This window comes from Enterobacter sp. BNK-13, from assembly GCF_048685015.1.
GTDB classification, from domain to species: Bacteria; Pseudomonadota; Gammaproteobacteria; order Enterobacterales; family Enterobacteriaceae; genus Enterobacter; species Enterobacter quasiroggenkampii.
Genome location: NZ_JBLQTP010000001.1, coordinates 1,191,719 through 1,213,444 on the forward strand (window position 1 = coordinate 1,191,719; position 21,726 = coordinate 1,213,444).

At 55.5% G+C, this 21,726-nt stretch carries 16 protein-coding genes and 1 pseudogene; 7 read left to right on the plus strand and 10 right to left on the minus strand.

What is annotated here, in order from left to right; all coding sequences use genetic code 11:
* Positions 1 to 152 precede the first annotated feature (152 nt).
* Both ACMGGQ_RS05595 and ACMGGQ_RS05600 read left to right on the plus strand, forming a co-directional pair.
* Positions 153 to 703: pseudogene (locus ACMGGQ_RS05595) on the plus strand (DUF882 domain-containing protein).
* A 20-nt stretch (positions 704 to 723) separates the two neighbouring features.
* Complete coding sequence (locus ACMGGQ_RS05600; protein ID WP_063621313.1) at positions 724 to 1,371, plus strand: MBL fold metallo-hydrolase; 648 nt, start codon at positions 724 to 726, stop codon at positions 1,369 to 1,371.
* A gap of 48 nt (positions 1,372 to 1,419) precedes the next feature.
* Here the strand turns inward: ACMGGQ_RS05600 and aspC are convergent, their stop codons facing one another.
* From aspC to pncB, 4 genes are all read right to left on the minus strand, one after another.
* Positions 1,420 to 2,610 (minus strand): aspartate transaminase, encoded by a 1,191-nt coding sequence (aspC, locus tag ACMGGQ_RS05605; protein ID WP_008499949.1) that lies wholly within the window; start codon positions 2,608 to 2,610, stop codon positions 1,420 to 1,422.
* A 184-nt stretch (positions 2,611 to 2,794) separates the two neighbouring features.
* Positions 2,795 to 3,928, minus strand: a complete 1,134-nt coding sequence (locus tag ACMGGQ_RS05610) for a porin (protein WP_048222328.1) — start codon at positions 3,926 to 3,928, stop codon at positions 2,795 to 2,797.
* Between the two features lie 606 nt (positions 3,929 to 4,534).
* The gene (asnS, locus tag ACMGGQ_RS05615) at positions 4,535 to 5,935 is read right to left on the minus strand and encodes an asparagine--tRNA ligase (RefSeq protein ID WP_023615887.1); all 1,401 of its coding nucleotides are present in this window, start codon (positions 5,933 to 5,935) and stop codon (positions 4,535 to 4,537) included.
* Positions 5,936 to 6,101: 166 nt separating this feature from the next.
* Entirely contained in the window at positions 6,102 to 7,304 is a 1,203-nt protein-coding gene (pncB, locus tag ACMGGQ_RS05620; RefSeq protein WP_048027215.1) for a nicotinate phosphoribosyltransferase, read from the minus strand.
* A gap of 254 nt (positions 7,305 to 7,558) precedes the next feature.
* Between pncB and pepN the strand changes: the two genes are divergently transcribed.
* The gene (gene pepN / locus ACMGGQ_RS05625; RefSeq protein WP_420289696.1) at positions 7,559 to 10,171 is read left to right on the plus strand and encodes an aminopeptidase N; all 2,613 of its coding nucleotides are present in this window, start codon (positions 7,559 to 7,561) and stop codon (positions 10,169 to 10,171) included.
* Positions 10,172 to 10,276: 105 nt separating this feature from the next.
* Here the strand turns inward: pepN and ssuB are convergent, their stop codons facing one another.
* Genes ssuB through ssuE form a run of 5 tightly spaced genes read right to left on the minus strand, consistent with a single transcriptional unit; the run spans position 10,277 to position 14,517 of the window.
* A complete protein-coding gene (gene ssuB / locus ACMGGQ_RS05630) occupies positions 10,277 to 11,047 on the minus strand; it encodes an aliphatic sulfonates ABC transporter ATP-binding protein (RefSeq protein ID WP_048027219.1) in 771 nt (256 codons plus the stop codon).
* Entirely contained in the window at positions 11,044 to 11,835 is a 792-nt protein-coding gene (ssuC, locus tag ACMGGQ_RS05635) for an aliphatic sulfonate ABC transporter permease SsuC (RefSeq protein ID WP_023311016.1), read from the minus strand. Before ssuC ends, ssuB begins: the two co-directional genes overlap by 4 nt.
* Positions 11,836 to 11,844: 9 nt before the next feature.
* On the minus strand, positions 11,845 to 12,990 hold the full coding sequence (ssuD, locus tag ACMGGQ_RS05640; protein WP_045908372.1) for an FMNH2-dependent alkanesulfonate monooxygenase: 1,146 nt from the start codon (positions 12,988 to 12,990) through the stop codon (positions 11,845 to 11,847).
* On the minus strand, positions 12,987 to 13,949 hold the full coding sequence (locus ACMGGQ_RS05645) for a sulfonate ABC transporter substrate-binding protein (RefSeq protein ID WP_048222340.1): 963 nt from the start codon (positions 13,947 to 13,949) through the stop codon (positions 12,987 to 12,989). Before ACMGGQ_RS05645 ends, ssuD begins: the two co-directional genes overlap by 4 nt.
* Positions 13,942 to 14,517: an NADPH-dependent FMN reductase gene (gene ssuE / locus ACMGGQ_RS05650; RefSeq protein WP_008499940.1), complete on the minus strand. Its 576-nt coding sequence runs from the start codon at positions 14,515 to 14,517 to the stop codon at positions 13,942 to 13,944. Before ssuE ends, ACMGGQ_RS05645 begins: the two co-directional genes overlap by 8 nt.
* Positions 14,518 to 14,765: 248 nt before the next feature.
* Between ssuE and pyrD the strand changes: the two genes are divergently transcribed.
* Both pyrD and zapC read left to right on the plus strand, forming a co-directional pair.
* The gene (pyrD, locus tag ACMGGQ_RS05655; RefSeq protein WP_023618346.1) at positions 14,766 to 15,776 is read left to right on the plus strand and encodes a quinone-dependent dihydroorotate dehydrogenase; all 1,011 of its coding nucleotides are present in this window, start codon (positions 14,766 to 14,768) and stop codon (positions 15,774 to 15,776) included.
* A 166-nt stretch (positions 15,777 to 15,942) separates the two neighbouring features.
* The gene (gene zapC, locus ACMGGQ_RS05660) at positions 15,943 to 16,485 is read left to right on the plus strand and encodes a cell division protein ZapC (protein ID WP_032651189.1); all 543 of its coding nucleotides are present in this window, start codon (positions 15,943 to 15,945) and stop codon (positions 16,483 to 16,485) included.
* On the opposite strand, the gene ACMGGQ_RS05665 is transcribed toward zapC, so the two are convergent.
* Positions 16,482 to 17,591 (minus strand): YcbX family protein, encoded by a 1,110-nt coding sequence (locus ACMGGQ_RS05665; protein ID WP_262790433.1) that lies wholly within the window; start codon positions 17,589 to 17,591, stop codon positions 16,482 to 16,484. The two genes, zapC and ACMGGQ_RS05665, sit on opposite strands and share 4 nt — an antisense overlap.
* Before the next feature lie 98 nt (positions 17,592 to 17,689).
* Here ACMGGQ_RS05665 and rlmKL point away from each other — a divergent pair, with 98 nt between their 5' ends.
* Positions 17,690 to 19,798, plus strand: coding sequence for a bifunctional 23S rRNA (guanine(2069)-N(7))-methyltransferase RlmK/23S rRNA (guanine(2445)-N(2))-methyltransferase RlmL (gene rlmKL / locus ACMGGQ_RS05670; RefSeq protein ID WP_420289697.1), 2,109 nt, complete (start codon positions 17,690 to 17,692; stop codon positions 19,796 to 19,798).
* Positions 19,799 to 19,810: 12 nt separating this feature from the next.
* A complete protein-coding gene (locus ACMGGQ_RS05675; RefSeq protein WP_032639317.1) occupies positions 19,811 to 21,718 on the plus strand; it encodes an ABC transporter ATP-binding protein in 1,908 nt (635 codons plus the stop codon).
* Positions 21,719 to 21,726 lie beyond the last annotated feature (8 nt).

The following is a 21,726-nucleotide window of genomic DNA, read 5'->3' on the forward strand; positions in this document are numbered from 1 at the left end:
ATTGTCGTAAGTTAGGGTGAATAAGGGGCTATATCGCTGCAAGCCGCGTATTCACTGGGGTTGGGCGCCTTGACGTACCCGGTTTTGCCAGTTAAGGTGCCCTTCGTGCGCTAAGCATATTACGATTTCTTTTACCTGTAGACCTGATTATCATGGACAAATTTGACGCTAATCGCCGCAAACTGCTGGCGTTAGGTGGTGTTGCGCTTGGCGCAGCGGCCATCTTGCCGACGCCAGCATTTGCCACCCTCTCGACACCTCGTCCGCGAGTTTTAACGCTCAACAATCTTCATACCGGTGAGTCGTTAAAAGCGGAGTTCTTCGATGGCAGAGGCTATATTCAGGATGAATTAGCAAGACTTAACCATTTTTTCCGTGATTTCCGCGCGAATAAAATTAAAGCCATCGACCCAGGACTGTTTGATCAGCTTTTCCGCCTTCAGGGCCTGCTGGGTACCAGCAAGCCGGTGCAGCTTATTTCTGGTTATCGCTCGGTTGATACCAATAATGAACTGCGCGCCCACAGTCGCGGGGTAGCGAAAAAAGCTATCACACGAAGGGCCAGGCAATGGATTTCCATATTGAGGGCGTTTCGTTAGCCAATATTCGCAAAGCTGCGTTATCTATGCGCGCAGGTGGTGTAGGATATTACCCCAGCAGCAACTTTGTGCATATTGATACCGGTCCGGTTCGGCACTGGTAATAACGAAACACAGGAGCAGTATGAACTATCGTATTATTCCGGTTACCGCGTTCTCCCAGAATTGTTCACTCATCTGGTGCGAACAGACTAAACTGGCCGCGCTTGTCGATCCCGGCGGTGACGCTGAGAAGATCAAGCAGGAAGTCGCCGACAGCGGCGTGACGCTCATGCAGATTTTACTGACGCATGGTCATCTCGACCATGTGGGCGCAGCGGCTGAACTGGCTGAACACTACGGCGTGCCGATTGTCGGTCCGGAAAAAGAAGATGAGTTCTGGCTGCAGGGGTTACCTGCCCAAAGCCGCATGTTTGGCCTTGATGAGTGTCAGCCTCTGACGCCCGATCGCTGGCTGGATGAAGGAGAGCGCGTTAGCATAGGGAATGTGACTTTACAGGTGTTGCATTGTCCTGGGCATACGCCAGGCCATATCGTCTTCTTTGATGACCAGTCCCGTCTGCTGATCTCCGGCGATGTGATTTTCAAAGGTGGCGTAGGACGCAGCGATTTTCCGCGCGGCGATCACGGACAGCTGATTCAGTCGATTAAACAGAAGTTATTGCCGCTGGGTGATGATGTGACGTTTATCCCTGGGCACGGTCCGATGTCGACGCTAGGCTATGAACGGCTCCATAATCCGTTCCTTCAGGATGAAATGCCTGTCTGGTAACCCGCATAAAAAAAGCCTGCATAACGCAGGCTTTTTTATAGGCGCAAATTACAGTACGGCGACAATCGCTTCGCACAGCGGCGCCATGTTGTCAGGCGTCATGCCTGCAACGTTCACGCGGCCAGACGCCACAGCGTACACGCCGAACTCTTCACGCAGACGTAGAACCTGCTCTTTGGTCAGGCCGCTGAAAGAGAACATGCCGTTCTGTTTGATGATAAAGCTGAAGTCGCGATCCGCGCCTTTCTCCGCCAGGGTGTTCACAAACAGCAGGCGCATGCGCTGAATACGCTGACGCATATCGTTCAGCTCTTGTTCCCAGATGGCGCGCAGCGCATCGTTGCTCAGGATAGTCGCAACAACAGATGCACCGTGTGCCGGTGGGTTAGAGTAGTTAGCGCGGATAACGGATTTCATCTGACTGAACGCGCGATCGACGGTCTCATCGTTAGCCGCAACCAGCGTACAGGCACCTACACGCTCATTGTACAGACCAAAGTTCTTGGAATAGGAACTGGCAACGATCAGCTCCTGATGCACGGCGGCGAACGCGCGCAGCCCTTCAGCATCTTCTTCCAGACCACGGGCGAAGCCCTGGTAGGCAAAGTCAAACAGCGGCAGCCAGCCTTTCTCTACGGACAGCTTCGCCAGGTGTTCCCACTGCTCAAGCGTTGGATCGATACCGGTTGGGTTGTGGCAGCAGCCGTGGAACAGCACCACGTCACCCGCCTGCGCTTCGCTCAGGCTTGCCAGCAGGCCGTCAAAGTCCAGAGAGTGGTTTGCTGCGTCGTAGTAGGCGTATTCACGCACTTCCAGACCCGCAGAGTTAAATACGCTCTTGTGGTTTGGCCAGCTTGGATTGCTTACCCAGACACGCTTCACAGAGGTGTTTTTCGCAAGGAAATCCGCCGCCACGCGCAGCGCGCCGGTACCGCCCGGGGTCTGAGCTGTACGGGCACGTTTGTCACTCACAATTGCGCTGCCTTTACCGAACAGCAGCTCCTGGGTGCAACGACCAAATTCAGGGATACCATCAATACCGAGGTAGTTTTTGGTGGTTTCGTTTTCCAGCAGATACTGCTCAGCTTTCTTTACGCTGGTCAGTACCGGAGTTTTGCCGGTTTCATCTTTATATACACCAATACCCAGGTTGATTTTGCCAGGGCGGTCGTCGGCACGAAACAGATCGGCCAGGCCCAGAATCGGGTCGGCAGGAGCGGCGGTAATGTTCTCAAACATGACGAAGTTCCATTGTGATTACAGAAGTGAAATCCGCTATCAGGTTAACGGTAGATTTACAAAATGCCAACCGTTTGCGACGAAAAGCGTGCGGCTTTTCAAAAGTCGCCATTATTTTCTGTCAGGCATAAAAAAACAGGGCCGAAGCCCTGTTCATTAAGCATATAACAAAGTGGTGTACTGATTAGAACTGGTAAACAGCTGCCAGGCCAACCTGGTCGTCGGTACCAACCCAGCCGCCGCCAGTGCGCTTGGCCTGATCTTCGTCGATCAGGTTGATACGGTAGTCAGCAGATACGTTGAAGTTTTTGTTGAAGTAGTAAGTAGCCCCAACTTCAACGTACTTAGCCAGATCTGCATCGCCGCCAGATACGGTGTTCAGGTTTTTACCTTTACTCTGGACGTAGGAGAGGGATGGACGCAGGCCGAAGTCGAACTGGTACTGAGCAATGACTTCGAAGTTCTGGGTTTTATTCGCTACGTTGAACACGTCACCATCAGCATTCGGAGTATTAGAACCGGTGCTGTTGCCCAGGATGCTCATGTTGCGGGTTTCTGCATACACAGCTGCCAGATACAGGCTGTTGGCATCGTATTTACCGCCAATTGCCCATGCTTCAGCTTTGTCGCCCTTACCATCGGCCTTCTGGTCAACAGTACGGTTAGCATTGCTGTACGCACCAGTCAGAGCAAAGCCACTGCCGAAGTCATAAGCTACAGAGTAACCAACACCGTCGCCATTCGCACGACGCAGGTCAGCGCGTTCGTTTTTAGCCTGGTACTGGAGACCGAAGCTCAGACCATCAACCAGACCGAAGAAATCGTTGTTACGGTAGGTCAGCAGGCCAGTAGAACGGCTGGTCATGTAGTTATCAACATAACCACCACCCCAGGTTTCGCCGGACCAGGTTGGCGCCATGTCGGTGTAGGATTCTACATCGTATACGATGCCGTAGTTACGGCCGTAGTCGAGGCTACCAGCGTCAGCCATTTTCAGGCCAGCGAAAGCCAGACGAGTACGAGTAGAGTTGTTTGCAGATTGTTCACCTTCCGCAGAGCTTGCCAGTGCACGGTATTCCCACTGACCATAACCGGTCAGTTGGTCGTTGATCTGAGTTTCGCCTTTGAAACCGATCTGAGCGTAAGTTGAATCTGAGTTATTGGTGTTATCACCATTGGTAACGAAGTCACGCTCAGCATTAACTTTCCCGTACAGATCCAGTTTGTTGCCGTTCTTGTTATAGATTTCTGCAGCGTTCGCTGCACCGGCTACCAGCAGGGCAGGGATTACCACTGCCAGAATATTGCGCTTCATCATTATTTATTACCCTCATTGGTTTTTTTATGACACTCGCCACTGCCGTCAATAAATTCTGTCAATAAATATTTCCGGAACTATTGATGAGAGTTTGGTGTCTTTATGTATCTGACAGGCATCTTTCCATTCGCCGAAGCGTTTCGCTAGCCTGAAAGTGCTACAATTCTCAAGATTAGGTAACCAAAAGAAAATATGTGTAACTAAATGTGTATTTTTGGGAACTTTGTGAACCACCTCAAACTTCAGAGCGTCCTGGCGAATTAAGCGACAGGACATATCCTATATATATGAATTCCTTATGATTAATTTGGATAAAGGCATTTCATATAAACAGACGCTAAACGACTCGTTTTTTCTTATGGCGCCGAAAAGCCTTCTGGATGGCTTTAAAACTGGTTGAAATTTGTGCTATCGCTTGAGAATGTAATAGTCGCAATAAGAATGGGGTTTATTTTTTGTGGCTGGATATTTCGTGGAAATAAAACGTAACAACCAGGGATTGTGACGGGGTGATGGTTTAAAGAAGCTGACTTTGCGCTGACGAAAACTGACAATGCAGAATAAAATAATGGCCAGCACAAGCTGGCCATTTTAGTCTTTTACCGATTAGAAGCTGGCGTTACGTGGTGTACGTGGGAACGGAATCACGTCACGAACGTTCTGCACACCGGTCACGTAGGCGATCAGACGCTCGAAGCCCAGACCAAAACCAGCGTGCGGTACGGTACCGTAACGACGCAGATCGCGGTACCAGCTGTAGTCCGCAGGGTTGAGACCCATCTCTTCCATACGCGCGTCCAGCACGTCAAGACGCTCTTCACGCTGTGAACCACCGATGATTTCACCGATGCCCGGCGCCAGGACGTCCATCGCCGCCACGGTTTTACCGTCTTCGTTAAGGCGCATATAGAAGGCCTTAATGTCTTTCGGATAGTTTTTAACGACAACCGGCGCTTTGAAATGCTTCTCGGCCAGATAGCGCTCGTGCTCAGACGCCAGGTCTACGCCCCAGTAAACCGGGTTTTCGAACTTCTCACCGCATTTCTCGAGGATCGCCACCGCGTCGGTGTAGTCCACCTGCGCAAAATCGGCAGAGACGAAGCGCTCCAGACGGGCTACTGCGTCGCTGTCTACGCGCTCGGCGAAGAATTTCATGTCGTCCGGACGCTCTTCCAGCACCGCTTTGAAGACATACTTCAGCATTGCTTCCGCCAGACCCGCAACATCGTCCAGGTTGGCGAACGCCACTTCAGGCTCCAGCATCCAGAATTCCGCCAGGTGACGGCTGGTGTTGGAGTTTTCGGCACGGAAGGTAGGGCCAAAGGTATAGATTTTAGACAGCGCGCAGGCGTACGTTTCGCCGTTGAGCTGACCGGATACGGTCAGGAAGGCCTCTTTACCAAAGAAGTCTTTGTCATAGTCCACTTTACCTTCCGGGGTGCGCGGCAGGTTTTCGAGATCCAGCGTTGAGACGCGGAACATCTCACCGGCGCCTTCCGTATCGGACGCGGTGATCAGCGGGGTAGACACCCAGAAATAACCCTGCTCATCGAAGAAACGATGCAACGCCTGCGCCAGCGTATGACGTACGCGAGCAACCGCACCAATCAGGTTGGTACGTGGACGCAGGTGCGCCACTTCACGCAGATACTCAATGCTGTGACGTTTAGCCGCCATCGGATAGGTATCCGGATCTTCAACCCAGCCGGTGACTTCAATGGCAGAAGCCTGAATTTCGAAACTCTGACCCTGACCCGGGGATGCCACGACCACGCCGGTGACAATAACGGAACAGCCCGTCGTCAGGTGCAGAACGTCATCATTGTAATTGGGCAGAGAATTATTAATGACGGCCTGTACAGGATCAAAGCAGGAACCGTCATAGACGGCAAGGAAGGAGATGCCAGCTTTAGAATCTCGGCGGGTACGCACCCATCCGCGCACGGTGACTTCCTGGTCAACGGCGACACGGCCCTGGAGTACGTCGGCTACAGGCACAACGCTCATAATATTCTCTCTGTTAATAGTCGGAAAAAATAAACACTTGTCCACCCTTATGGGGGGATATCTATGTTACCTGCCATCCGCTATCAGACAAGTAAATTTCGCAGTCAAAAGAGAAGAATTGAGAAATAAATAAGAAGAGGGGAGCCATGACGGCTCCCTTAAGCGCTTAACTGGCTTTTTTGATCTGGGGAAGATCGAAGGCTTTGCGCAATGCGCGGACAAACGCCTTGTCATGGCAGATGGTTTTGCCCGGGCTGTCGGAGAGTTTCGCCACCGGCTTGCCGTTACATTCCACCAGCTTTATCACGATATTCAGAGGTTTTACCTGAGGAATGTCGCAGGTTAACCGGGTACCAATCCCGAAGCTCAGGTTCACTCTGGCGTTGAAATGGCGATAGAGTTCGACGGCTTTCGCCAGATCGAGGTTATCGGAGAAGACCAGCACCTTGCTCATCGGGTCAATGCCCAGTTTCTCGTAATGGGCAATGGCCTTCTCGCCCCACTCAATCGGATCCCCTGAATCGTGGCGTAGTCCCTGATAACGCTCCGCAAATTCAGGTCCAAAGTCGCGCAGGAAGGCATCCATCGTAATACAGTCGGTGAGGGCGATCCCGAGTTGATTCGGGTACTCCTCAAGCCATGCAGCCAGTGCCGCGCGCTGGCTGTTTGCCAGGTCAGGACTGATCTGCTGATGCGCCTGGAACCACTCGTGTGCCTGGGTACCCATTGGCGTCAGGTTGAGGCGACGGGCCAGATCGTAGTTACTGGTGCCCACGAACCATGGCTCCTGTTGCAGACGTTTAACGATGGCCTCCTGGACGTCGCGCGAAAAACGGCGACGGGTGCCAAAGTCCATCAGGCGGAAGCGGGACATGTCCAGCCCTGCGGTCAGCGTGGAGAAGTCAGCGAGCTTATTTTCCAGCGAGGCAACCGCCTGCGCTACGCCCGTTTCCGGTGAGCGATAGCGGTGAGCCAGTTCACTGATCACCGCCAGAAGCGGCACTTCCCACATGATCACTTCCCGCCACGGACCTTCAAGGCGAATATCCAGCTTGCCGTTATCGTTAACCACGGTGACCTGCTCCGGTCTATAGCGGAAATCGCGCAGCCAGTTCAGGTAGTCGGCTTTGAAGAAAGGCAGGCCAGAAAGCCACTGATATTCCTCGTCCTGCAGCGTCAGATGCTGCATAGCATTGACCTGTTCACGAATGGCGTCTGCGTAGATACCGAGCAAGTCGTCGCCACGGCAGCGGAATTCCGCCGCGACATGAACGTCATAGTAATGGTGGAAAACGGCTTGCTGCATGTGCAGTTTATACGCGTCGGTATCCAGCAACGTATGCAGAACTGGAGAAGCGAATTGAGTCATAGGTGCGCAGTAGCATCCTCTCACAGGAGCGTTTAGTACAATAAACAACTCCGGAGTATACCTTGTTTAGTGATTTATTGAACCCCGATCACAACATAAGCGCGTTTTATGGTCGAGGGCATTTTGTGCCCCGTGTTATACAAATGTAGCAAAAAAAGGTGTTGACCCTGAAAAGATGAACATTCTGCATAGCGCGTTTTGCGCAACAGGAATATATTGAAACGTTACTCGACAAACGATGCATAAGGTTTTCTATGACACAACAGCCACAAGCCAAATACCGCCACGACTACCGTGCGCCGGATTATCTGATTAGCGAAATCGATCTGACTTTTGACCTGGATGCCACTAAAACCGTTGTCACGGCGGTGAGTCAGGTGACGCGCCACAGCGCAACTGCCGTGCCGCTGCGTCTGGATGGCGAAGACCTGACGCTGGTCTCCCTGCATATTAATGATGAAGCCTGGTCGGACTATAAAGAAGAAAACAACCAGCTGGTCATCGACAACCTGCCGGATCAGTTTACGCTGCGCATCGTGAATGAAATCAGCCCGGCCGCCAATACCGCGCTGGAAGGGCTGTACCAGTCTGGCGTGGCGCTGTGTACCCAGTGTGAAGCGGAAGGGTTCCGCCACATTACCTGGTATCTCGATCGGCCAGATGTCCTGGCGCGCTTCACCACTAAAATCATCGCCGATAAAACCCTGTATCCCTTCCTGCTCTCCAACGGCAACCGCGTAGGTGAAGGCGAGCTGGATAATGGCCGTCACTGGGTTCAGTGGCAGGATCCGTTCCCAAAACCGTGCTACCTGTTTGCGCTGGTGGCGGGCGATTTCGACGTGCTGCGCGACACCTTCAAAACGCGCTCAGGCCGCGAGGTGGCGCTGGAGCTGTTTGTTGACCGTGGTAACCTGGACCGCGCGCCGTGGGCGATGACCTCGCTCATCAACTCCATGAAGTGGGACGAAGAGCGCTTCGGCCTCGAATATGACCTCGACATCTATATGATCGTCGCCGTTGATTTCTTCAACATGGGCGCAATGGAAAACAAAGGCCTGAACGTCTTTAACTCCAAATACGTGCTGGCGCGCACCGATACCGCCACCGATAAAGATTATCTCGATATCGAACGCGTCATCGGCCACGAATATTTCCACAACTGGACCGGTAACCGCGTCACCTGCCGCGACTGGTTCCAGCTGAGCCTGAAAGAGGGCCTGACCGTCTTCCGTGACCAGGAGTTCAGCTCCGATCTGGGGTCACGCGCGGTGAACCGCATCAACAACGTGCGAACCATGCGCGGCCTGCAGTTTGCGGAAGATGCCAGCCCAATGGCGCATCCGATCCGCCCGGATAAAGTCATCGAAATGAACAACTTCTACACCCTGACGGTGTATGAGAAAGGCGCTGAAATTATCCGCATGATCCACACTCTGCTGGGTGAAGAGAACTTCCAGAAAGGGATGCAGCTCTACTTCGAGCGTCATGACGGCAGCGCGGCCACCTGCGACGATTTTGTGCAGGCAATGGAAGATGCCTCTAATGTCGATCTTTCCCACTTCCGCCGCTGGTACAGCCAGGCCGGTACGCCGATTGTTACCGTCAAAGACGATTACAATCCAGAAACCGAGCAGTACACCCTGACCATCAGCCAGCGCACGCCGCCGACGGCAGAGCAGGAAGAGAAATACCCGCTGCATATTCCGTTCAGCATTGAGCTGTACGATAACGAAGGCAAAGTCATTCCACTGCAGAAGGGCGGCCACCCGGTACACCACGTGCTGAACGTGACCCAGGCCGAGCAGACCTTTATCTTCGATAACGTCTATTTCCAGCCGGTGCCTGCGCTGCTGTGTGAATTCTCCGCGCCGGTGAAGCTGGAGTACAAGTGGAGCGATCAGCAACTGACGTTCCTGATGCGTCACGCGCGTAACGACTTCTCCCGCTGGGATGCCGCACAAAGCCTGCTGGCGACCTACATCAAGCTCAACGTAAACCGTCATCAGCAGGGCCAGCCGCTGTCGCTGCCCGTTCACGTCGCTGACGCGTTCCGCGCGGTCCTGCTGGATGAGAAAATTGACCCGGCGCTCGCCGCTGAAATTCTGACCCTGCCGTCAGCAACGGAAATCGCGGAGTTGTTCGAGATTATCGATCCGATCGCGATCGTGGCGGTGCGTGAAGCGCTGACCCGTACGCTGGCTGCTGAGCTGGCGGACGAGTTCCTCGCCATTTATAACGCCAACAAGCTCGACGCTTATCGCGTTGAGCACGCGGACATCGGTAAACGTTCTCTGCGCAACACCTGCCTGCGCTATCTGGCGTTTGGTGAAACCGAGCTGGCGAACACCCTGGTGAGCAAGCAGTATCACGAAGCGGATAACATGACCGACGCGCTGGCCGCGCTGGGCGCAAGCGTTGCCGCCGAACTGCCGTGCCGCGATGCGCTGATGCAGGAGTACGACGACAAGTGGCATCAGGATGGCCTGGTGATGGACAAGTGGTTCATCCTGCAGGCGACCAGCCCGTCGGCCGATGCGCTCAGCAACGTGCGCAGCCTGCTGAAGCATCGCTCCTTTACCCTGAGCAACCCAAACCGCGTGCGTTCGCTGATTGGCGCGTTTGCCAGCAGCAACCCGGCCGCGTTCCACGCCGAAGACGGCAGCGGTTATCAGTTCATGGTGGAAATGCTGACCGAGCTGAACAGCCGTAACCCGCAGGTGGCGTCGCGTCTGATTGAGCCGCTGATCCGTCTGAAACGCTACGATGCGAAGCGTCAGGCGAAGATGCGTGCCGCGCTTGAGCAGCTGAAAGGGCTGGAAAACCTGTCTGGCGATCTGTACGAGAAGATTGCTAAAGCCTTAGCGTGATGTAGAAAAAAAGCCCGGTGGGCAGGTAAAAGCAAAACGGCAACCTCGGTTGCCGTTTTTAGTGTTTCCTCCCTCTCCCCGTGGGAGAGGGCCGGAGTGAGGGGATCAGACATTAGCCTTAACTCGCCGCAACTCCGTTTCCCCCCGCTTCATCACCCGATCCAATACCTCAGCCTCCAGCTCCGCCAGTCTTGCCGAACCCACGCGACGAGGCCGCGGAAGATCCACCGTCAGATCCAGACCGATTTTCCCTTCCTCTATTAACAGCACCCGGTCGGCCATTGCGACGGCTTCACTCACGTCATGCGTCACCAGCAGTACCGTAAAGCCGTGCGCCTGCCAAAGGGATCCAATCAAATCCTGCATTTCGATTCGCGTCAGGGCGTCGAGCGCGCCCAGCGGTTCATCGAGCAACAGCAGGCCCGGACGGTGAATTAACGCCCGCGCCAGCGCCACGCGCTGCTTCTGTCCACCCGAAAGGGCAGCAGGCCACTCATCGGCGCGATTTTCCAGCCCAACGGCGGCCAGCGCCTGGCGGGCTTCATCCCGCCAGCTGCCCTTAAGGCCAAGCCCGACATTGTCGATAACCGTTTTCCACGGCAGCAGCCGCGCGTCCTGGAACATCATGCGGGTATCGTCCTGGATATTCGCAAGCGGCGTTGTCCCTGCCAGAATGTCGCCGCCGTTGGGGGCTTCCAGTCCGGCCAGCAGCCGTAGCAGCGTACTCTTGCCGCCGCCGCTGCGTCCGACAACGGCCACAAACTGTCCGGCGGGAATATGCAGATCCAGCCCGTTAAGAATGGTGTTTTCGCCGTAGCGTTTGGTGACGCCGTTCAGCAGTAACGGGGTCCCCTGATTCAGTCGTGCCGTATTCATGCTTTCGCCTCCTGAAGGGTATAGGCCGGGTTCCAGCGCAGCCAGCTGCGCTCCAGCCACTGGGCGCTGACGTCAGCGAGTTTGCCGAGCAGGGCATAAAGGATAATGGCAACCACCACCACGTCCGTTTGCAGGAATTCACGGGCGTTCATCGCCAGGTAGCCAATCCCGGAGTTAGCTGAGATGGTTTCCGCCACAATCAGCGTCAGCCACATCAGGCCGAGCGCAAAACGCACGCCGACCATAATGGAGGGCAGGGCACCCGGCAGAATCACATGAATAAAGAGGGAAAAACCCGATAAGCCGTAGCTGCGCGCCATCTCCACCAGACCGCGATCGATATTGCGGATGCCGTGCCAGGTATTGATGTAAATCGGGAACAGCGTGCCCAGCGCCACAAGGAAGATCTTGGCACTCTCATCAATTCCAAACCACAAAATGACCAGCGGGATCAGCGCCAGATGCGGCACATTACGCAGCATCTGGATGGAGGTATCCAGCAGCCGTTCACCCCAGCGTGAAAGGCCGCTGATCAGGCCCAGGACCAGCCCGATGCTGCCGCCGATGGAAAACCCGATCACGGCGCGCCAGGAGCTGATCGCCAGGTGCTGCCACAGTTCTCCGCTAACGCTCAGCGACCAGAACGCTTCTACAACGCCCTCCGGAGAGGGCAGAATGCGGCTCGACAGCCAGCCGGTAGACGATGCGAGCTGCCAGAGCGCCACAATGCCGACGGGTAAAAACCACGGCGCGGCGCGCAGCAGCCATTTTTGTGAGGTGGCAGACATGGTCACTCCTTAGCTCTGTGCGGCTTTGCGTGGAATGAATTCGTTCGCCACGGCTTCGCCCTGAAGCTGAAGCCGCTGCGGCTGTGGCACCTCAGGAATGGCGACATCCAGGTGCGGGAACAGCAGTTCGCCCACCTTGTACGCCTCTTCCAGATGCGGATAACCGGAGAGAATAAAGCTGTCGATGCCCAGTTCGGCGTATTCATTGATACGCGCGGCCACGGTCGGGCCATCGCCGACCAGCGCTGTGCCCGCACCGCCGCGCACCAGACCGACGCCCGCCCACAGGTTCGGGCTGATCTCCAGGTTCTCGCGCTTGCCATTGTGCAGGGACGCCATCCGGTGCTGCCCGACGGAGTCGGTTTTGGCAAACGCGGCCTGGGCTCTGGCGATCGTTTCATCATCCAGATGGGAGATCAGGCGGTCCGCCGCCTGCCAGGCTTCTTCATTGGTCTCGCGCACAATCACATGCAGACGGATACCGAAGCGCACCTTGCGGCCATGGGCGGCCGCCTTTGCGCGAACCTGGGCAATTTTTTCTTTTACCAGTTCAGGCGGTTCGCCCCAGGTCAGATAGAGATCGACCTGCTCTGCGGCCAGATCCTGCGCCACATCCGACGACCCGCCAAAATAGAGCGGCGGGCGCGGTTGCTGAACTGGTGGGAAGTAGAGCTTCGCGTCGCGAACGTGAATATGCTTGCCTTCAAAGGTAACGGTTTCCCCTTCCAGCAGGCGTCGCCAGACGCGGGTGAACTCGGCGGAGGCTTCGTAGCGTTCGGTATGGTCGAGGAACACGCCGTCGCCCGCCAGCTCCTGCGGATCGCTGCCCGTCACCAGGTTAAACAAGGCGCGGCCGTTGGACAGTCGGTCCAGCGTTGCCGCCTGACGTGCCGCCACGGTAGGAGAGACCACGCTCGGGCGTAACGCGACCAGGAACTTCAGACGCTGGGTGACCGGGATCATCGACGCGGCGACCAGCCACGCATCTTCACATGACCGTCCGGTCGGGATCAGCACTCCGGTGAAACCGATTCGGTCTGCTGCCTGTGCAATCTGCTGCAGGTAGCCATGGTCAACCGGGCGTGAACCCTCTTCTGTGCCAAGATAGTGTCCATCACCGTGGGTGGGTAAAAACCAGAAAAGATTCAGACTCATGATTTAGCTCCTTCTTTGCCTGCGGGTTGCCAGATGCGTTCGCGAATAGTGACCTGTTTTGGAACCAGGTGGTTTTGATAGAAGAGGTCGGCCGTTTGCTGCTGAAGCGCGGCGACGTGCGCGTCAACGGGCGTAATGGTGGTCGGCGGACGGTGGTTGAGATAGCTCGCGATCACCGGCTCAGGTAAGCCCATGGTTTTCGCCAGCAGGGCAATGCTCTCCTGACGTTGGCTCTGAGTCAGGGCATCGGCCTGGGTAAAGGTATCCAGCACGCCCTGAATAAATGCGCCGTTCTTTTCCGCATAAGGGCGCGCGGCCAGATAGAACGAGCCGGTCTGCTTCAGCGTGGTACCGTCTTTCAGCACGCGAACGCCGCCCTGCAGCAATGCGGCGGAGTAGTACGGATCCCAGATGGCCCAGGCATCAACGTTCTTCTGCTGGAACGCGGCGCGCGCGTCGGCAGGCGTCAGATAAACAGGCTGAATGTCAGTGAACTTGAGGCCGGCCTCTTGCAGGGCACGCAGCAACAGGTTGTGTGAACTGGAACCCTTCTGGAATGCGACCTTATGGCCTTTGAGATCGGCGACGGTTTTAATATCGCTGTTTTCAGGCACCAGGATCACCTCGGCCTTCGGCTTGGGCGGCTCAACGCCTACATAGACGAGGTCCGCTCCCGCCGCCTGGGCAAATATTGGCGGAATATCGCCCGTGCTGCCGAGATCGATACTGCCCACGTTAAGGGCCTCCAGCATCTGCGGGCCGGCAGGGAACTCCACCCAGGAGAATTTGGTGTCCGGGAAGCGTTTTTCCAGAAGCTGGTGGCTTTTTGCCAGCACCATGCTGACGCTGCCTTTCTGATAGCCGATACGTAAGCTTTCCGGAGCCGTTTCTGCGGCATGGACCAGCGAGGTAAATGCCATCAAACCGGCCAGTCCGATGCGGGTTAAGATTTTAAACATGGGCGACTCCTTGAGGCTGACCAAACGCCGGGGCCTGGATATCCCGGCGATGCAGGGCATGCCAGAAGGTTTCCAGAGCGTTATCGAGGCGGGTTTGCAGGTTGGGCGTAAAGTGGGGTTTGTGCTGATAGTCGATAACCTGTGAGTCATCGGCGAAAACGCCGTGGAGGATCTCCTGCGCTTTCAGCGCGTTCAGCACCGGCTTCAGGGCGTAATCCACGGCCAGTAAATGGGCAACCGTACCGCCCGTTGCCAGCGGCAGCACCACCTTTCCGTCCAGCGCGCGTTCCGGAAGCAGATCGAGCAGGGTTTTCAGCGCCCCGGAAAAAGAGGCTTTATAAATGGGCGTTGCCACGATCAGGCCGTCCGCGCCGTTAAGTTGCTCAATGAGGGTTTTCAGCGCGGGGCTGTCGAAACGGGCGTAGAGCAAATCTTCAGGTTCGAAGTTATGCAGGTTCCAGTGGCACACTTCCACATCCAGAGCATTCAGTTTTTCACGGGCATATTCCAGCAGGGCGCTGGAGCGTGACGGGAATCGTGGACTTCCGGCCAGGGTAATGACGCGCATACTTCCTCCTTATAACTAATTGTTTGCTTTTATCTAACATTCATAACAATTTTAAGGAGTGTGACACCGCGCGTTTATTCCACTAAATGATTTATCTGCAATTAAAATGCGAAAAAGTGCATAAGAAATAGGCGGGGAGGTAAACGATTGCGTTTTGCGCTGATTTTTTGCCGCAGGTCAATTCCCTTTCGCGCCGGGATCGCCCATAATCCCCTCCCGGTTTGCACACCGGGAATCCAGGAGAGTTCATGTACTACCCCTTCGTTCGTAAAGCCCTTTTCCAGCTCGACCCTGAGCGCGCTCATGAATTGACATTCCAGCAATTACGTCGTATTACCGGAACGCCTCTGGCCGCGCTGGTGCGCCAGCATGTGCCGGTAAAACCTGTGCAATGCATGGGGCTGACCTTTAAAAATCCGCTGGGTCTGGCGGCCGGTCTGGACAAAAACGGCGAGTGCATTGATGCCCTGGGCGCGATGGGCTTTGGCTCCATTGAAATCGGCACCGTTACCCCGCGTCCGCAGCCGGGAAATGACAAGCCGCGCCTGTTCCGACTGGTGGAAGCCGAAGGGCTGATCAACCGCATGGGCTTCAATAACCACGGTGTTGATCACCTCGTCGAGAACGTTAAAAAAGCCCACTTTGACGGAATTCTGGGCATCAATATCGGCAAAAATAAAGACACGCCGGTCGAGCAGGGTAAAGATGACTATCTGATTTGTATGGAAAAAGTCTACGCCTATGCCGGTTATATTGCGGTGAATATTTCTTCCCCCAATACCCCGGGGCTGCGATCCTTACAATATGGTGAGGCGCTGGACGATCTTCTGAGTGCCATTAAAAATAAACAAAATGAACTCCAGTCGATCCACCATAAATATGTTCCGGTCGCGGTTAAGATCGCGCCGGATCTTTCTGCCGAAGAATTGATCCAGGTTGCCGACAGTTTAGTTCGTCATAATATTGATGGTGTGATTGCGACCAATACAACCCTCGATCGCTCCCTCGTGCAGGGAATGAAAAACTGTGACGAAGCGGGTGGGTTAAGCGGGCGTCCGGTGCAATTAAAAAGCACCGAAATTATTCGCGCTCTGTCTGCGGAATTAAATGGCCGTCTGCCGATTATTGGCGTCGGTGGCATTGACTCGGTGATTGCTGCGCGCGAGAAGATGGCAGCGGGTGCGTCACTGGTGCAAATCTATTCCGGCTTTATTTTTAAAGGGCCGCCGCTGATTAAAGAAATCGTTACGCATATCTAATCTTTTCTCTTAATCAGACAACCAGGGCTTTATTTCCAGCCCTGGTTGTTTTATATTCCGTCACTGTTGCTTATTTAGACATTATAGTCTTTTATTAATGGTGTTATAAACGAAGCGGCGATCAGGACATTTTTAGTACAGGACGTTTCGGGGACGGGAGAGAAACATGCGAATTAAACCTGACGATAACTGGCGCTGGTATTTTTGCGACGAGCATGACCGAATGATGCTCGACTTAGCCAATGGCATGTTGTTTCGCTCTCGTTTTGCCCGCCGAATGTTAACTCCGGACGCCTTTTCCCCGTCAGGCTTTTGCGTTGATGACGCTGCGCTGTATTTCTCCTTTGAGGAAAAATGTCGCGATCTGGTGCTCTCGAAAGAGCAGCGTGCCGAGCTGGTATTAAATGCGCTGGTGGCTATCCGTTTCCTGAAACCGCAAATGCCAAAGAGCTGGCATTTCCTGCCTCACGGCATGAACTGGACCCCAGCAACGGGTGATGCGGCCAGCGTCAATCTGAGCGATACCGCAGAAGAGGTGAGCCTGCTGGTGGTGGAGCCCGGCGAAAATGCCGCGCTCTGTTTGCTGGCCCAGCCCGGCGTGACGATTGCCGGGCGGACAATGCAGCTTGGAGATGCCATTAAGGTTATGAACGACAGGCTGAAGCCCCAGCTTCGCGTGGATGCCTTCAGCCTCGAGCAGGCGGTTTAAGCTTCCAGCTGTACGGACGTTTTCGGGACGCAGCTACAGCACAGAATTGTGCCGTCATTTCCAATTGCCGATTTTTTCAACGCACTCACTTCGCCATCCACCAGCCTGATGCGGCAGCATCCGCAAATTCCCGCGCGACAGGAATAGGGGATGCGGATCCCTGCTTGTTCCAGCTGCTCAAGCAATACCTGCTGGTTATTACCCCGGATCACGTTGCCCTGCCAGTGAATCTCTACCGCAGCGGCGACGTTTGTCTCAACGTCGACAAACTCCTCTTCCTGACCCGAGCCGTACACCCTTGCTGGCCCACGGGCGAGCACTTCTACCTCATCACCAACGCGGATCGCGCCGCTGGAGCGCGGGATCAGGTTCTGGCCGAAATCGACATCACCGTTATCCTGCGCGGTGCGGAATGACTGCAGCGTCTTCAACGGTTCGCCGGAAGGGTGCTTCTGGCCTTTCTCCGGGCTGACCGTCGTGAAAATGCAGCGGCTGCACGGCTTCACCACGTCAAAAATGACGCTGCCAATGCGGATCACTTTCCAGGTATCTTCGTCCCAGGCCTCTGCACCCGTCACCACCAGGTTCGGACGGAACTGTTCCATCTGAACGCTGGCTTTGCAGCGGCCTTGTAAATCACGCAGCGAGGCTTCGTTGGTCAGCAGGAACGGGAAGCCATCGGCGAAGGAGAGAGGAACGGCGTCGTGGCGCTTCACGCGACGCGTCAGTTCAGGCCCAACCCAGCGCAGCTGCACGTCACGGGAAAAGAAGCCGCTCAGCCAGCGGTTAACCTCATCCGGGGCGATGCGCGCGGTAAAATGGTTACCCCACACTTCCGTTGGCGCATCGACGGGCGCAAAATCAGCAAAGCGAATCACCGCGCTGGAACCGTCCGGCGCGGTAAGGTGCAAACCGTCGTGAAGCGGGGAAGGGGTAAAGCGAACCATCTGAGGGAACTGGCGTGCGGTAATGAACGTACCATCAGGCTCGGTGACCATAAAAATACGATCGAAGGCAAATCCGCTCATGTCGGCCAGCGCGTGAGAGACGCCGATGCCGCGCATGGATTTCACCGGATGAATAAAAAGCCTGGATAACGTCGCCACTGCACACTCCCTCGAATGAAAATAAGCCTTCAACTTTATGACATACACGCCATATTAGCTATAATGCGCGACAATTTTCTAAGAGTAAAAGTGACGATATGAATTCTCTGTTTGCCAGTACGGCCCGTGGGCTGGAAGAGCTGTTAAAAACTGAACTGGAAAGCCTGGGCGCGCAAGAGTGTCAGGTGGTTCAGGGTGGTGTCCATTTTGAGGGCGACACGCGGCTTATTTACCAGAGCCTGATGTGGAGCCGCCTGGCGTCGCGCATCATGCTGCCGATGAAGGAGTGCAAGGTCTATAGCGACCTTGATCTCTATACCGGCGTACAGATGATCGACTGGACAGAGATCTTCACCCCGAATGCCACCTTTGCGGTGCATTTCAACGGCGTGAACGACGAGATCCGCAACAGCCAGTACGGTGCCCTGCGCGTAAAAGACGCCATTGTGGACTGCTTCACGCGTAAAAATAAGGAACGTCCCAACGTCGATCGTGAAAACCCCGATCTGCGTATTAACGTCTGGCTGAACGGCGACACGGCGAGTATCTCCCTCGATCTGAGCGGCGCGGGCCTGCACCTGCGCGGCTACCGCGATCGTACCGGCATGGCACCCATCAAAGAGACCCTGGCGGCCGCGATTGTGATGCGCTCCGGCTGGCAGCCGGGCACGCCGCTGCTCGACCCGATGTGTGGTTCCGGTACCCTGCTGATTGAAGCGGCTATGCTGGCCACCGACCGCGCACCGGGACTGCACCGCGGCCAGTGGGGCTTCAAGGGTTGGGCGCAGCACGATGAAGCGCTCTGGAAAGAGGTCAAAGACGACGCGCAGACGCGCGCGCGGAAGGGGCTGGCGGAATATACCTCTCATTTCTACGGCTCCGATAGCGACCCTCGCGTCATTGAGCGTGCGCGCAGCAACGCCCGCCGTGCCGGTATCGGCGAGCTGGTCACCTTTGAAGTGAAAGACGTGGCGAACCTGACCAACCCGCTGCCAAAAGGCCCGTACGGTACCGTCATCAGCAACCCGCCATACGGCGAACGTCTCGATAGCGAACCGGCGCTGATTGCCCTGCACAGCCTGCTGGGCCGCAATATGAAGGACCACTTCGGCGGCTGGAACCTGTCTCTGTTCAGCGCCTCGCCGGAACTGCTGAGCTGCCTGCAGCTGCGCGCCGATCGCCAGTTTAAAGCGAAAAACGGCCCGCTGGACTGCGTGCAGAAAAACTACCATCTGGCGGAGAAGGCGGCCGACAGCAAGCCGTCCGGCGTGGCGGAAGATTACGCCAACCGCCTGCGCAAGAACCTGAAGAAATTTGAGAAGTGGGCGAAGCAGGAGGGCATTGAATGCTATCGCCTGTACGATGCCGACCTGCCGGAGTACAACGTGGCGGTTGACCGCTACGCGGACTGGGTGGTGATTCAGGAATATGCGCCGCCGAAAACTATTGATGCGCAAAAAGCGCGTCAGCGCATGCTGGACGTCATTGCCGCCACCATCGCCGTGCTGGGTATTGCGCCAAACAAGCTGGTGCTGAAAACGCGTGAATGTCAGAAAGGCAAAAATCAGTACCAGAAGATGGGCGAGAAGGGCGACTTTATCGAAGTGGGCGAATACAACGCGCGCCTGTGGGTCAACCTGACCGACTATCTGGATACCGGTCTGTTCCTCGACCACCGTATCGCTCGACGCATGCTGGGCCAGATGAGTAAAGGCAAGGACTTCCTGAATCTCTTCTCCTATACCGGCAGCGCCAGCGTGCATGCCGGTCTGGGCGGCGCGCGCAGCACCACCACGGTGGATATGTCCCGTACCTATCTGGAATGGGCGGAGCGCAACCTGCGTCTTAACGGCTTAACCGGACGTCAGCATCGCCTGATGCAGGCTGACGTGCTGGGCTGGCTGCGCGATACCGACGAGCAGTTTGATCTGATCTTTATCGATCCGCCGACCTTCTCCAACTCCAAGCGTATGGAAGATAGCTTTGATGTACAACGCGATCACCTGCGCCTGATGACCGACCTGAAGCGTCTGCTGCGCAAAGGCGGCACCATTATGTTCTCGAACAACAAACGCGGCTTCCGTATGGATCATGACGGCTTAGCAGCCCTGGGACTGAAAGCACAAGAAATCAGCCAAAAAACGCTGTCTCAGGACTTTGCCCGTAACCGTCAAATTCATAACTGCTGGTTGATTACCGCGGTCTGAAAGGAAAAATAAATGTCTTTAATTAGTATGCACGGCGCGTGGCTCTCCTTCAGCGACTCACCGCTTCTCGACAATGCAGAATTGCACATCGAAGATAACGAGCGCGTCTGTCTGGTGGGCCGTAACGGCGCGGGTAAATCCACGCTGATGAAAATCCTTAACCGTGAACAGGGGCTGGATGACGGGCGTATTGTTTACGAGCAGGATCTGATTGTCTCCCGCCTGCAGCAGGATCCACCGCGTCACGTGACCGGCAGCGTTTACGATTTCGTGGCGGAAGGGATCTCCGAGCAGGCTGAATACCTGAAGCGCTATCACGAGATTTCGCATCTGGTGATGACCGATCCGAGCGACAAAAACCTCAACGAACTGGCGAAAGTGCAGGAGATGCTCGATCACCACGGTCTGTGGCAGCTTGAAAACCGCATTAATGAAGTACTGGCGCAGCTCGGCCTGGAACCCGATATGGAGCTGTCGGCGCTCTCCGGCGGCTGGCTGCGTAAAGCGGCCCTGGGCCGTGCGCTGGTCAGCGGGCCGAAGGTGCTGCTGCTGGACGAACCGACCAACCACCTGGATATCGAAGCGATCGACTGGCTGGAAGGTTTCCTGAAAACCTTCAGCGGCACCATCATCTTTATCTCGCATGACCGTTCGTTTATTCGCAATATGGCGACGCGCATTGTCGACCTCGACCGCGGCAAGCTGGTGACCTATCCCGGCGATTACGATACGTATCTGCTGGAGAAAGAAGAAAACCTGCGCGTGGAAGAGCTGCAGAATGCCGAGTTCGACCGCAAGCTGGCGCAGGAAGAGGTCTGGATCCGCCAGGGCATCAAAGCCCGCCGTACCCGTAACGAAGGCCGCGTGCGTGCCCTGAAGGCGATGCGTCGCGAGCGCAGCGAACGCCGTGAAGTGATGGGCAGCGCCAAAATGCAGGTGGAAGAGGCGTCCCGTTCCGGCAAGATTGTCTTTGAAATGGAAAACGTCAACTATCAGGTTGACGGTAAAGTGCTGGTGAATGATTTCTCCGCGCAGGTCCAGCGCGGCGACAAAATCGCCCTGATTGGCCCGAACGGCTGCGGTAAAACCACGCTGCTGAAGCTGATGTTGGGCCAGCTGCAGGCCGACAGCGGACGTATTCACTGCGGAACCAAGCTGGAGGTCGCCTACTTCGACCAGCACCGCGCGGAGCTGGATCCGGACCGTACGGTGATGGACAACCTCGCCGAAGGTAAGCAGGAAGTGATGGTGAACGGCAAGCCTCGCCACGTGCTGGGCTACCTGCAGGACTTCCTGTTCCATCCGAAACGCGCCATGACGCCGGTGCGCGCGCTGTCCGGCGGTGAGCGAAACCGCCTTCTGCTGGCGCGCCTGTTCCTGAAGCCAAGCAATCTGCTGATCCTCGATGAACCGACGAACGACCTGGATGTCGAAACGCTGGAATTACTCGAAGAGCTGATTGACGGCTATCAGGGTACCGTGATGCTGGTCAGCCACGATCGTCAGTTCGTTGACAACACCGTGACCGAGTGCTGGATCTTCGAAGGTGAAGGGCGAATTGGTCAATATGTCGGCGGTTATCACGATGCAAAAGGGCAACAGGCACAGTCGCTGGCGACGAAGCAGTCAAAGTCCAAAATAAGTTCTGAACCTGCTGTAACAAAAGCAGAAACTGTCAAGAAAACCTCGGCTAAACTAAGCTATAACCTGCAGCGCGAACTGGAGGGGCTACCGCAGCGTCTTGAAGAGCTGGAGGCCGCGCTTGAGGATCTGCAAACACAGGTTGCTGATGCGTCATTCTTTACTCAATCGCATGACTATACTCAGAAAGTACTGTCAGAACTGTCCGCGGCTGAAAAAGCCCTGGAAGAAGCATTTGAGCGCTGGGAGTACCTTGAGTCTCTGAAAAACGGCGCATAAACAGGGAT

What these genes read in the sequence shown, in the direction of transcription:
- ACMGGQ_RS05600 (WP_063621313.1), top strand. Translation starts at nt 724, where the DNA reads ATGAACTATCGTATTATTCCGGTTACCGCGTTCTCCCAGAATTGTTCA.
- aspC (WP_008499949.1), bottom strand. Translation starts at nt 2,610, where the DNA reads ATGTTTGAGAACATTACCGCCGCTCCTGCCGACCCGATTCTGGGCCTG.
- ACMGGQ_RS05610 (WP_048222328.1), bottom strand. Translation starts at nt 3,928, where the DNA reads ATGATGAAGCGCAATATTCTGGCAGTGGTAATCCCTGCCCTGCTGGTA.
- asnS (WP_023615887.1), bottom strand. Translation starts at nt 5,935, where the DNA reads ATGAGCGTTGTGCCTGTAGCCGACGTACTCCAGGGCCGTGTCGCCGTT.
- pncB (WP_048027215.1), bottom strand. Translation starts at nt 7,304, where the DNA reads ATGACTCAATTCGCTTCTCCAGTTCTGCATACGTTGCTGGATACCGAC.
- pepN (WP_420289696.1), top strand. Translation starts at nt 7,559, where the DNA reads ATGACACAACAGCCACAAGCCAAATACCGCCACGACTACCGTGCGCCG.
- ssuB (WP_048027219.1), bottom strand. Translation starts at nt 11,047, where the DNA reads ATGAATACGGCACGACTGAATCAGGGGACCCCGTTACTGCTGAACGGC.
- ssuC (WP_023311016.1), bottom strand. Translation starts at nt 11,835, where the DNA reads ATGTCTGCCACCTCACAAAAATGGCTGCTGCGCGCCGCGCCGTGGTTT.
- ssuD (WP_045908372.1), bottom strand. Translation starts at nt 12,990, where the DNA reads ATGAGTCTGAATCTTTTCTGGTTTTTACCCACCCACGGTGATGGACAC.
- ACMGGQ_RS05645 (WP_048222340.1), bottom strand. Translation starts at nt 13,949, where the DNA reads ATGTTTAAAATCTTAACCCGCATCGGACTGGCCGGTTTGATGGCATTT.
- ssuE (WP_008499940.1), bottom strand. Translation starts at nt 14,517, where the DNA reads ATGCGCGTCATTACCCTGGCCGGAAGTCCACGATTCCCGTCACGCTCC.
- pyrD (WP_023618346.1), top strand. Translation starts at nt 14,766, where the DNA reads ATGTACTACCCCTTCGTTCGTAAAGCCCTTTTCCAGCTCGACCCTGAG.
- zapC (WP_032651189.1), top strand. Translation starts at nt 15,943, where the DNA reads ATGCGAATTAAACCTGACGATAACTGGCGCTGGTATTTTTGCGACGAG.
- rlmKL (WP_420289697.1), top strand. Translation starts at nt 17,690, where the DNA reads ATGAATTCTCTGTTTGCCAGTACGGCCCGTGGGCTGGAAGAGCTGTTA.
- ACMGGQ_RS05675 (WP_032639317.1), top strand. Translation starts at nt 19,811, where the DNA reads ATGTCTTTAATTAGTATGCACGGCGCGTGGCTCTCCTTCAGCGACTCA.